At 69.6% G+C, this 11498-nt stretch carries 8 protein-coding genes and 1 tRNA gene; 8 read left to right on the forward strand and 1 reads right to left on the reverse strand.

All coding sequences use genetic code 11. From position 1 onward, the window contains the following. Positions 1-12 precede the first annotated feature (12 nt). The 4 genes from fliM to SGCZBJ_RS00855 are packed head-to-tail and all read left to right on the forward strand — an operon-like array spanning position 13 to position 5455. A complete protein-coding gene (gene fliM, locus SGCZBJ_RS00840) occupies positions 13-1167 on the forward strand; it encodes a flagellar motor switch protein FliM (protein ID WP_101716149.1) in 1155 nt (384 codons plus the stop codon). Next, entirely contained in the window at positions 1164-1778 is a 615-nt protein-coding gene (locus tag SGCZBJ_RS00845; RefSeq protein ID WP_101716150.1) for a DUF6468 domain-containing protein, read from the forward strand. Before fliM ends, SGCZBJ_RS00845 begins: the two co-directional genes overlap by 4 nt. Continuing rightward, positions 1775-2569, forward strand: coding sequence for a MotE family protein (locus SGCZBJ_RS00850; RefSeq protein WP_101716151.1), 795 nt, complete (start codon positions 1775-1777; stop codon positions 2567-2569). The genes SGCZBJ_RS00845 and SGCZBJ_RS00850 overlap by 4 nt, the downstream gene beginning before the upstream one ends. A gap of 18 nt (positions 2570-2587) precedes the next feature. Next, positions 2588-5455 carry a tetratricopeptide repeat protein gene (locus SGCZBJ_RS00855; protein ID WP_101716152.1) on the forward strand — a complete coding sequence of 956 codons (2868 nt, stop codon included), beginning with the start codon at positions 2588-2590 and terminating at the stop codon, positions 5453-5455. Between the two features lie 131 nt (positions 5456-5586). Here the strand turns inward: SGCZBJ_RS00855 and pcaF are convergent, their stop codons facing one another. Next, entirely contained in the window at positions 5587-6798 is a 1212-nt protein-coding gene (gene pcaF, locus SGCZBJ_RS00860) for a 3-oxoadipyl-CoA thiolase (protein ID WP_101716153.1), read from the reverse strand. Positions 6799-6897: 99 nt separating this feature from the next. On the opposite strand from pcaF, the gene SGCZBJ_RS00865 reads away from it, so the two are divergent. From SGCZBJ_RS00865 to SGCZBJ_RS00880, 4 genes are all read left to right on the forward strand, one after another. Further along, complete coding sequence (locus tag SGCZBJ_RS00865) at positions 6898-7302, forward strand: VOC family protein (protein ID WP_101716154.1); 405 nt, start codon at positions 6898-6900, stop codon at positions 7300-7302. 66 nt (positions 7303-7368) lie between these two features. Next, entirely contained in the window at positions 7369-8148 is a 780-nt protein-coding gene (locus SGCZBJ_RS00870) for an acyl-CoA thioesterase (protein ID WP_101716155.1), read from the forward strand. A gap of 85 nt (positions 8149-8233) precedes the next feature. After that, positions 8234-8308: transfer RNA gene (locus SGCZBJ_RS00875), tRNA-Thr, on the forward strand. A 347-nt stretch (positions 8309-8655) separates the two neighbouring features. Next, complete coding sequence (locus SGCZBJ_RS00880; protein WP_101716156.1) at positions 8656-10914, forward strand: TonB-dependent receptor; 2259 nt, start codon at positions 8656-8658, stop codon at positions 10912-10914. The last annotated feature ends 584 nt before the right edge of the window (positions 10915-11498 follow it).

Below are 11498 nucleotides of genomic sequence, written 5' to 3' on the forward strand. Positions count from 1 at the left end.
AGGCGAACCATCATGGCAGACGAGATCGACGATCAGGCCGCGATGGCCCAATGGGCGGCGGAGAACCCCCCGGGGACCTTCGACGCCTCGGGCGGCGGCGAGCTGAACAACAGCTTCGGCGACTTCAGCGGCGGCATGGCCGGCATGGCCGGCTGGGACGACGGCGGCGGCGACGCCATGGGATCCGAGCGGATCCTGAACCAGGACGAGATCGACAGCCTGCTGGGCTTCGACCTGTCGGGCGACGGCGGCGACGACCGCACCGGCATCCGCGCCATCATCAACTCGGCCCTCGTCAGCTACGAGCGCCTGCCGATGCTGGAAATCGTCTTCGACCGCCTGGTGCGGTTGATGACGACCTCCCTGCGCAACTTCACTTCCGACAACGTCGAGGTCAGCCTCGACAACATCAGCTCGATCCGCTTCGGCGACTACCTGAACTCGATCCCGCTGCCGGCCATACTGGCGGTGTTCCGGGCCGAGGAGCTGGACAACTACGGCCTGCTGACGGTCGATTCCAACCTGATCTACTCGATCGTCGACGTGCTGCTGGGCGGCCGTCGGGGCACCGCGGCCATGCGCATCGAGGGGCGGCCCTACACCACCATCGAACGCGTGCTGGTGCAGCGGATGGTCGAGGTGGTGCTGAACGACGCCAAGGCCGCCTTCGAGCCGCTGCATCCGGTGTCGTTCACCCTGGACCGCCTGGAGACCAACCCGCGCTTCGCCGCCATCGCGCGTCCCGCCAATGCGGCGATCCTGGTGAAGCTGCGGATCGACATGGAAGACCGCGGCGGCCGCATCGAGCTGCTGCTGCCCTACGCCACGCTGGAACCCATCCGGAAGATGCTGCTGCAGCAGTTCATGGGTGAGAAGTTCGGCCGCGACAACATCTGGGAAGGCCACTTGGCCACCGAGCTCTGGACCACCCAGATGGAGGTGCGCGCGGTGCTCGACGAGCAGCAACTGCCGCTTTCCAAGGTGCTGAACCTGCAGGTCGGCGACACGTTGATGCTGAACGCCACGCCCGACAGCCTGGTGGAGTTGCGGGCGGGGTCGATTCCGCTTACCCGCGGCCGGATGGGCCGCCGTAACCATTCTATCGCCATCCGGGCCGACGCCCCGCTGACGCCCGCGGCGAAGAAGGCGGTTCAGAAGCTGAAATGAGCCTGATCTCGGTCGCCTTGCAGGTTCTTCTGGCGGTGCTGCTGATGGTGGCGCTGGTCTTCGGCTGGCGCCTGGAGCGCAAGCTGAAGGCGCTGCGCGACGCCCAGAGCGGCTTCGCCAAGGCCGTGGCCGACCTGGACAACGCCGCCCAGCGCGCCGAGCAGGGCCTGGCCGACCTGCGGGCGGCGACCGACGAAGCTTCCGAATACCTGGCTGACCGCATCGAGAAGGCCAAGGCCCTGGCCGCCCAGCTGGACGAGCGCATGACCCGCGCCGCCGCCGCGCCGCGCATCGAGGCCCGCCCCGAGCCGGCCCCGCGCCCGGCCCGCGAGCCGCGTGATTTCGCCGCGCCGCCCGCGCCCGAGGCCCCTTCGGCCGGCGGCCGCCGCCTGAACGCGCAGGACTTCGAGGCGATGCTGGAGCGCGAGGCCCGCGCCCGCGGCGCCGGCCCTGCGACCTCGCGTCCCGCGACGCCTTCGCAATCCTCGCCTATTCCGTCCGCCACGCCCGCGCGTGAAACCCCGCGTTCACGCGCGCGGGTGGATGATGACCTGTTCGACGGCCCCGACCCCGCGTCGCGGCCCGGATCGCCATTCAGAGACCGTCGATGAAGAACGTTCCTCGCATCCTGCCGATCGTCGGCGTCGCCGTGGTCGGCGTCCTGGCGGTCAACGCCCTGGCCGGCGCCAAGTCGGTTCCCGACCTGCTGGGCGGGGCGAAAGCCTTCGCCGAGGGCGCCAAGGCCGACAAGAAGGACGCCAAGGGCGAGGAAGCCGCCTCGGCCGAGGGCGCGTCGACCGACGCCGCTGCCAAGGCCTCGGGCGCGGCCCCGCCGCGCATCTGCGCGCCGTCGGCCACCGACCTGGCCAAGGAAGCGGGCCTGTCGCCGGCCGAGCTGCGCGTGCTGCAGAGCCTGGGCCAGCGTCGCGGCCAGTTGGACCAGCGCGAGCAGGACATCGACGTCCAGCTGCAATTGCTGGCCGCCGCCGAAGCCAAGCTCGACGCCAAGATGAAGACCCTCAACGGCATGAAGGGCGAGATCCAGGGCCTGCTGGGCCAGGCCGACAGCCAGAAGGCCGCCGAGGTCGACCGCATGGTCACCGTGTTCTCGGCCATGAAGCCCAAGGACGCGGCCGCCCGCCTGACGGTGCTGGACGACAGCGTGCGCCTGCCGATCGCCGCCAAGATGAAGGAACGCACCCTGGCGATGATCCTGGCCAACATGGCGCCGGGCGACGCCAAGGTGCTGACCGAGCGCCTGGCCAGCCGCTTCTCGGGCGACGCCATCGCCAAGGGCAAGGCCGCCGTGGCCGAGAACGGCGCGGCTCCGGCCGCCGCCGGCGGCCAGCAGGCCGCGGCTCCGCCGCTGGCCGGCGCCGGCGCGCCGAAAAAAGCAGGCTGACGGGGAAGCAGGGGGCTCATGACTTTCCGGGGGGCGCTTAGGGCGGGCGTTGCGGCGATCTGCATCGCCGGCGTCGTCGCGCCCACCGTCCTGGCCGCCGCCCCTGCGGCCGCTCAGGCTACGCAGGGCGATCTGGTCGTCCGCGTCGCCCAGGCCCCCGACTTCTCGCGCCTGGAGTTCCGCTGGAGCGGCCGCGTTCCGGTGATGAAGATGCGCCGCGAGGGCCAGCAGGCCATCCTGCGCTTCGGCCGCGACGCCAATCCCAATCTGGCGAGCCTTCGCATCGCCCCGCCGCGCTGGGTCAAGACGGTGGAGGCCCGCCACGTCGGCGGCGCGCTGGAACTCGTCCTGACCCTGACCGATGACGCGGACCTGCGGGTGGGGCGCGCCGACGGGATCGACTTCGTCAACATCTTCGCCAAGCCGCCGCAGGCCGGGGCGCCCGCCACGCCGAGCCCGGCGCCGGTTCCGCGCGATCCGCGCCGGCCCAATCCCGCGCCGGCCAGCGGCGTGGTCGCCGTGGGCTACAACAAGACCGACGGCCAGACCCAGTTCACGACCACCTGGGCCGCGCCGGCCGCCGCCGCCGTGTTCAAGCGCGGCGAGGCGGTGTGGGTGGTGTTCGACGCGCCGGTCCGGCTGGACCTGGGGCGCACGCCGCAGATCGGCCCAAGCCACACCAAGATCCAGGTCTTCCGCGGGGCGGACTATTCGGCCCTGCGTATCGTCACCAAGCCCGGCGTGCCGGTCTATGCCGAAGGGCAGGGCAACAACTGGACCGTGGCCCTGGGCGCGGGCCTGCAACGCGAGCCCGACCCGGTGAAGGTGGCGCGCGACGAGGCCGTTACCCCCGCCAGCCTGTCGGCCAACCTGGCCGGCGCCGCACGCCCGGTGTGGGTCAGCGACCCCGCCGTCGGCGACCGCATCGGCGTCGTGCCGGCTCTGGCCCCGTCCAAGGGCCTGGCCTCGCGCCGGGAGTATGTCGAGATGGCGCTGCTGCCGTCGGCCCAGGGGCTGGCGGTCGAGGCCTTCGCCAGCGACGTGCAGATCCTGACCGAGGGCGACATCGTCCGTATCGGCCGGCCCAAGGGGCTGGTGCTGTCGCCGGCTTCGGCCGGCGGAGCCGCCGCCGAGGTGGTCACCGGCGCGCCGCAGCCGGCGGCCATGCCGGCGGTCATCGACCTGGAGAACTGGCCCAAGACCGGCTCGGGCGGTTTCCTGGCCCGCTACAACGCCCTGCAGGCGGCCGTCGCCGCCGTCGATCCGGCCGATCGCCAGGGCGACATCGCCGCCCGCATGGCCCTGGCCCGCTTCCTGGTTGGCTCTGGCCTGTCGTACGAGGCCATCGGCGTGCTCAACGCCGCCGCCCGCAAGCAGCAGGCGCTGCTGGGCGACGGCGAGTTCCGCGGCCTGCGCGGCGCGGCCAAGGCCATGGCCGGCCGCTGGGCCGAGGCCGAGGCCGACTTCTCATCGCCCGTGCTTTCCGACGATCCGTCCAGCGCCCTGTGGCGCGGCTATGTCGCCTACAAGCAGGGCCAGTGGGTGGACGCCCGCAACAAGTTCGCCGCCGGCGGCCAGGCCATGAACCTGTTCCCGGCCGTGTGGCAGGCGCGCTTCCTGGGCGCCCAGGCCGATTCCGCGGCCGCGACCGGCGACGGCGTCGGGGCCGAGCGACTGGTCGGCCAGGCGCTGAAGCTGCCCAAGCTGCCGATCGTCGACCAGCTGGACCTGCGGCTGATCCAGGCCAAGGCGTTCGAATTGCAAGGCCGCAAGGACAAGGCCCTGAAGATGTTCCAGGCGATCGGTAAGGCGCCGAACGACCGGATCGCCACGCCGGCCGTGCTGCACGCCACCCAGATCCGACTGGAGAAGAACCAGATCTCGCCGGCCGAGGCCGCCAAGACCCTGGACCAGCTGCGTTTCCGCTGGCGCGGGGACGGTGTCGAGCTCGACGTCGTGCGGGCGCTGGGCAAGCTCTATATCGACCAGGGCCGCTATCGCGAGGCGCTGGAGGTGCTGCGTTCGGCCAGCAAGGTGCTGCCCGACCTGCCGCAGGCCGTGGCCCTTCAGAACGATCTCTACGGCGCCTTCCGCACCCTGTTCCTCGACGGCCTGGCCGACGGCATGCAGCCGATCCAGGCGGTGGGCCTGTTCTACGACTACCAGGACCTGACCCCGATCGGCGCCGATGGCGACCAGATGGTCCGCAACCTGGTGCGCCGCCTGGTCGACGTCGACCTGCTGGACGAGGCCGCCAAGCTGCTGAAGTACCAGGTCGACAACCGCCTGAACGGCGTGCCCAAGGCCCAGGTGGCCACCGACCTGGCCTGGATCTACCTGATGGACCGCAAGCCCGAGGACGCCCTGGCGGCGATCAACGGCACCCGCACCACCATCCTGCCGCCGGTGCTCAACGCCGAACGGCGCCTGGCCACCGCCCGCTCGCTGATGACCCTGGGCCGCTACGACGACGCGCTCGAGGTGATCGAGGGCGACAAGGGCAAGGACGCCCAGGACATCCGCGGCGACATCGCCTGGAAGCAGCGCAACTGGGCCATGGCCGGCAAGCTGTACGAAGCCGCCCTGGGTGACCGCTTCAAGACCGCCGCGGGCCTGTCGCCCTCGGACGAGGCCAAGCTGATGCGTGCGGCCGTGGCCTACAGCCTGTCGGACGACGACGCCTCGCTGGGCCGCCTGCGCACGCGCTACACCAACCTGATCGGCACGGCGCGCAATCCCGAGGGCCTGCGCGTGGCCCTGGCCGGCGTCGACGGCGTGGCCTCCAGCAGCGACTTCAGCCGCGTGACCGCCGAGAACGAGGTGTTCAATGGCTGGGTCGCCAAGATGAAGGACCGCTTCCGCGCGGCCGCGACGCCTAAGGTCTAGGGGCGAGCGTAGCGCCAAACCCCCTCCGGCCCTCCGGGCCACCTCCCCCAGAGGGGGAGGATCTAATCGCGCCGCGCCAAGAGGATGCTCCCCCTCTGGGGGAGCTGTCGGCGAAGGCGACTGAGGGGGTCCTACACCCGCTCGATCGCCAACGCCGCGCCCTGTCCCACGCCGATGCACAGCGTCGCCAGCGCCCGCTTGCCGCCCGTGGCTTCCAATTGGCGCAGGGCCGTCAGCGCCAAGCGCGTACCCGAGGCGCCGAGCGGGTGCCCCAGGGCGATCGCGCCGCCGTTGGGGTTCACGTGCGCGCCGTCGTCGGGCAGGCCAAGCTGGCGCAGCACCGCCAGGCCCTGGGCGGCGAAGGCCTCGTTCAGCTCCACCACGTCGAAATCGCCGATCGAGAGGCCGGTGCGGGCCAGCAGGCGCCGGGTCGCCGGAACGGGGCCGATGCCCATGACGCGTGGGGCGACGCCGGCGGTGGCGTAGCCCAGCACCCGGGCGCGAGGCGTCAGGCCGTGGCGTCTCACCGCGTCTTCCGAGGCCAGGATGATCGCGGCGGCGCCGTCGTTGACGCCCGAGGCGTTGCCGGCGGTGATCGTGCCGTCAGGGCGCACGATCGGCTTCAGCTTGGCCAGGGCCTCCAGCGTGGTCTCGCGCGGGTGCTCGTCGCGGTCGACGATGGTGGGCGCAGCCTTGCCGGGGATCTCGACCGGCGTGATCTCGCCCTCGAAAAAACCGGCCTTGATCGCGGCGGCCGCCCGCTGCTGGCTGCGCAGGGCGAAGGCGTCCTGGTCGGCGCGGCTGATCGCGTAGTCGTCGGCGACGTTCTCGGCGGTCTCGGGCATGGCGTCGACGCCGTAGGCCGCCCGCATGGCCGGGTTGACGAACCGCCAGCCGATCGTGGTGTCGAAGATCTCGGCGTTGCGGGAAAAAGCGCTGTCGGCCTTGCCCATGACGAAGGGCGCGCGGCTCATGCTCTCGACCCCGCCGGCGACGACGAGGTCGGCCTGGCCCGACAGGATGGCGCGGGCGGCGTAGCCGACGGCTTCCAGCCCCGAGGCGCACAGACGGTTGACGGTGACGCCGGGGACCGTCTGCGGCAGGCCCGCCAGCAGCAGGGCCATGCGGGCGACGTTGCGGTTGTCCTCGCCGGCCTGGTTGGCGGCGCCATAGACCACCTCGTCCACGGCGCTCCAGTCGAGGCCGGGATTGCGCGCCATCAGCGCCTTCAGCGGGATCGCCGCCAGATCGTCGGCCCGCACCTTGGCCAGGCCGCCGCCATAGCGGCCGAACGGGGTGCGGATGGCGTCGCAGATATAGGCGGCCTTTGGGGCGGTGGTCATGGGGCGTTTCCGGAGGCGGCGTTCAGCTCGCATTCAAACGAACGTTTGCGATCGGCGCAATGCGCTTGCGATGGGCGGGCAGGGGACTAGGCTGGCGGCATGAGCCCCACCGTGCAGCCCTTCCTGATGTTCCAGGACGGCGTCGGCCCCGACGCGCTGGACTTCTATGTCTCGGTCTTTCCCGGCAGCGTGGTCGAGGAGGTCGAGCTCTACGGCCCCGCAGGCCCCGGGCCGCAGGGCACGATCAAGACCGCGCGCTTCACGATCGGCGGCCAGAGCGTGATGTGCAGCGACAGCTTCATCAAGCACGCCTTTTCCTTCACGCCGTCGTTCTCGTTCTTCGTCACCTGCGCCTCGCCGCAGGAGGTGGATCGCCTGGCCGGGGTGCTGGGCGAGGGCGGCGGGGTGCTGATGCCGCCGGGCAACTACGGTTTCAGCCCCTGGTTCGCCTGGGTGTCGGACCGGTTCGGCGTCTCCTGGCAGCTGAACGTCGGGGAAGATTGACGTCAGTTTCGAATTAGGACTATGTCGGTCGCGCGCCGCTTCCAGGCGCGGGAGACTTGAAGCACCGTGCCCAGCTACAGCGAACTGATCGACGCCCTGCGGATCGATGGCGAGACGGTGGTTGCGACCGTGGGCGACGACTGGAAGCAGGGCCGCACCACCTATGGCGGCCTGTCGGCGGCGCTGTGCCTGGAAGCCGCCGCCAGGCGCCTGCCGGAAGCCCCGCCGCTGCGCTCGGCCCAGTTCGCCTTCGTCGGACCCGCGGCGGGCGAGCTGTCGGCCAGGGTGGAGGTGCTGCGTCAGGGCAAGTCGGCGCTGTTCGCCAGCGTCGACCTGGCCGGGGAGGGCGGCCTGGCCACTCGCGGCGTGCTGACCTTCGGCGCCGGGCGAGCCTCCAAGCTCGATCACGTCGACCTGCCGCCGCCGACCGTTCCCGCGCCTGAAGCCTGCGAGCTGTTCATCCCCGAAGGGGCCGGTCCCGCCTTCGCCCGCCAGTTCGAGTTCCGATACGTGGCCGGGGGGCGTCCCTTGAGCGGCGGGCCGCCGGACTTCCTGGTGTGGATCCGCCACCGCGACCCTGCCGCCCGCTCGCTCGCCGCCATGGTCGCCCTGGCCGACGCCCTGCCGCCGCCGGCGCTTTCGGTGTTCGACCAGTTCGCGCCGATCTCGACCATGACCTGGTCGATGGACGTGCTGGGCGATGCGCCCGACGACGACGGCTGGCGCCTGATGAGCAGCCGCGCCGAAACGATCCGCGACGGCTATTCGGCCCAGGCCATGACCCTGTGGAGCCGGGACGGGACGCCGCTGATCGCCGCTCGCCAGACGGTGGCGGTGTTTCTCTGAAGCGGGTGTAGGCGAGCGGCGGGCATTGCCTCGCCCTGTCGACTGCGGCTAAGGAGAACGCCCGTTCGCGAACACGCGTCGGCGCGCCGGTTTAGCTCAGCGGTAGAGCAGCGGTTTTGTAAACCGAAGGTCGGGGGTTCAATCCCCTCAACCGGCACCAGCTTCCCTCGTTCGAATCCGTCCGATTGCTTGCCCCGGCGCCTGCGAAGGCGACGCCGCGCCGTCTTTCCACGCCCGCATCCGTTCGTTCACGGAGCATTGTTCGGGTAAGTCTTGTCTTACTTGCCGGCCATGTGCGCCAGATCCCTGCGCCGTCACTGCGGAATAAGATCATATATTGCTGTTATTCTTGTCTGGATTTCTCCAGTAAATGCAGCGTGCAAGCTGTGTCGTCCTTAGGCAACGTCCAGTTGTCGTGAAAAATTCAAGCAATAGCACTGGTTTTTTGTGGCCTTGGCGTAACGTCGCGGCGTAGGCAGCGCCCCTATAATTTATAGGGGATATGCCATGAACCATCGCCACACTTGGCTTGCTTTGTCGGTGAGCGGCCTTGCGCTGCTGGCCAGCGCGCCGGCCCTGGCCCAGCAGGCGCTGGCGGCCGACGCCACGATCACCGAAGAGATCGTCGTCACCGCCCAGCGCCGCAGCGAAAACATCCGCGACGTGCCGTTTGCCGTCACCGCCCTGGGCGGCAAGACCCTGGCCGCCGTCTCGGCCGGCGGCGGCGACGTGCTGTCGCTCTCGGCCCGCGTGCCCAGCCTGCAGATCGAAAGCTCCAACGGCCGCTACGCCCCGCGCTTCTACATCCGCGGCCTCGGCAACGTGGACTTCGACTTCAACGCCTCGCAGCCGGTGTCGGTCGTGCTCGACGACGTGGTGCTGGAAAACGTCTTCCTGAAGGGCTTCCCGCTGTTCGACGTCGAGCAGCTGGAAGTGCTGCGCGGCCCGCAGGGCACGCTGTTCGGCCGCAACACCCCGGCCGGCGTGGTCAAGATCGACACCGCCAAGCCCTCCGACAGCTTCGGCGGCTTCGGCTCGGTGGCCTATGGCAACCTGGGCGCGGTGCGCGCCGAGACCGGCGTGACCATTCCGGTCAACGACACCCTGTCGGTGCGCGTGGCGGGCCTGTGGAACCATCGCGACGACTGGGTCAACAACGCCTACAACCCCTCGTTCGCCGGCAGCGGCGACGACCTGGGCGGCTTCGACGACGTCGCAGCCCGCGTGCATGTGGCCTTCAAGCCGACCGAGCGCCTGTCGACCCTGCTGACCTTGCAGGCCCGCGACTACATCGGCACCGGCACGCTGAACCGCGCCAACGTGCTGACCAAGGGCTCCAACGAGCTGAACGGCAACTTCGATCGCGACACGGTCTATTACGACGGCGGCCGCAACAACCCGCAGAAGCAGCACACCACCTCGCAGAGCCTGCAGGCGGCCTACGACTTCGGCCCGGTCACCCTGACCGGCGTGGTCAGCGCCTATCAGGGCCGCTCGTCGGGCGACGGCGACATCGACGGCGGCGTGGCCTCGGCCGCGGCGACCGCGCCCTACAAGACGCCGTTCAATTCCGAGACCGGCACCCTGTCGAGCGACCTGGACCAGAAGACCATCGAAGTCCGCCTGGCCTCGAACGGCGACGGCCGCTTCGGCTGGCAGGTCGGCGCGTTCTTCTGGGACGAGCGCTTCAACCTCGTCTCGGGCACCTTCAACGGCACGGGCGGCCTGGCTCCGACCGTGATCGGCGACGTCGTCCAGCGCTCGGAATCCTGGTCGGTGTTCGGCCAGGCCAACTACAAGGTCACCGACGCCCTGAAGATCACCGGCGGCCTGCGCTACACCGAAGACAGCCGCGACTTCTCGGGCGACCGGATCATCCCGACCGGCAGCACCAGCACCGCCCGTCCGCTGTTCGACGTGCGCCGTTCGGTCGGCGACGAGCAGGTCAGCTGGGACCTGAGCGCGCTCTACGAGGTCAACGGCGACCTGAACGTCTTCGCCCGCGTGGCCAAGGGCTATCGTGGCCCGTCGCTCCAGGGGCGCATCACCTCGTCGGACCTGATCACGGCCGCCAATTCGGAAACCGTGATGTCGTACGAGGCGGGCCTGAAGTCTCGCCTGTGGGAAGGCCGCGCGCGCCTGAACGCCACGGCCTACTACTACGAGGTCTCCGACCCGCAGTTCACGGCCATCGGCGGCGAGGGCAACTTCAACCAGCTGATCAACGCCGACAAGGGCGTGGGCTACGGCCTCGAGATCGACGGCGACGTCTATCTGGGCGCCGGCTTCAGCCTGGCCGGCGGCTTCGCCTACAATCATACCGAGATCAAGGACAAGGACCTGCTGGTCGCCTTCTGCGGCGCCAACTGCACCGTCACCGATCCGATCGTGACCGTGGGGACGACGCGCCGCGCCAACATCGACGGCAACCCGTTCCCGCAGGCCCCGAAGTACACGGCCAACATCACGCTGAACTACGTGCATGGCCTGCGTAACGGGACCGAGCTCTTCGCCTCGACGGACTGGGTCCTGCAGAAGGACTTCAACCTGTTCCTCTACGAGTCGGTCGAGTTCGTGCAGGACACCAGCTTCGAGGGCGGCGCCCGCGCCGGCTGGCGTGATCCGGTCAAGGGCCTGGAGGCGGCGGTCTATGTCCGCAACCTGACCGACGAGGCCAATGTCATCGGCGCGATCGACTTCAACAACCTGACCGCCTTCGTCAACGAGCCGCGCACCTACGGGGTGCAGGTGACGAAGCGATTCTAGGACTGACGGTCCCGGCGGCGCTTTTCGAAGCGCCGCCGGTGATCCGGCATTGGTCCGGATCTGCGATTTCCGGCGCCCAGGACGCGCCGAAGCGGCGTCGTTCCGGCGGCCGATTCCCGCCCAGGCCGGCGGATGACTCGATTTTCCATCTCCTGTTCGATTGCTTCGCCGCCCGGCGCCTGCTTGCGGGGCAAGGGGAGGGGGCTTTCTTCGCCCATATGCGGCGGGCTTTTCGGGCGGTTTGCGAAGAAAATCGTCAAAGTGCGTTTCGACGTGCTTGACTCAAAAAGGGCTCCCGCATAAACACCGCCCTCCCGACGCGGCCCGCCGCTTCGGGGGCTCATTCGAAGCTCTCTTTTCTTTCCGAGGCGCTGAAGTCCATTCGGCGCCGCGGAGCGGTTCGGCCTCCCCGGAGGCGGAACGGTTCGGAAAAGAAAGTTGAAAATAGAGTTTGACAAAATGAGGCGCTGGTTTAAATAGCCGCCTCCGCCGACACCGGGCGCTAAACGGTGGGGCCGCTCCCCGGTTACGGAGGCGGCTTGGAGCTCCGGCTCTGGTCTTTGACATTGTTGATTTGGAAAGAG

Origin of the sequence: Caulobacter zeae, from assembly GCF_002858925.1 — a bacterium.
GTDB lineage: Bacteria > Pseudomonadota > Alphaproteobacteria > Caulobacterales > Caulobacteraceae > Caulobacter > Caulobacter zeae.

What these genes read in the sequence shown, in the direction of transcription:
- fliM (WP_101716149.1), top strand. Translation starts at nt 13, where the DNA reads ATGGCAGACGAGATCGACGATCAGGCCGCGATGGCCCAATGGGCGGCG.
- SGCZBJ_RS00845 (WP_101716150.1), top strand. Translation starts at nt 1,164, where the DNA reads ATGAGCCTGATCTCGGTCGCCTTGCAGGTTCTTCTGGCGGTGCTGCTG.
- SGCZBJ_RS00850 (WP_101716151.1), top strand. Translation starts at nt 1,775, where the DNA reads ATGAAGAACGTTCCTCGCATCCTGCCGATCGTCGGCGTCGCCGTGGTC.
- SGCZBJ_RS00855 (WP_101716152.1), top strand. Translation starts at nt 2,588, where the DNA reads ATGACTTTCCGGGGGGCGCTTAGGGCGGGCGTTGCGGCGATCTGCATC.
- pcaF (WP_101716153.1), bottom strand. Translation starts at nt 6,798, where the DNA reads ATGACCACCGCCCCAAAGGCCGCCTATATCTGCGACGCCATCCGCACC.
- SGCZBJ_RS00865 (WP_101716154.1), top strand. Translation starts at nt 6,898, where the DNA reads ATGAGCCCCACCGTGCAGCCCTTCCTGATGTTCCAGGACGGCGTCGGC.
- SGCZBJ_RS00880 (WP_101716156.1), top strand. Translation starts at nt 8,656, where the DNA reads ATGAACCATCGCCACACTTGGCTTGCTTTGTCGGTGAGCGGCCTTGCG.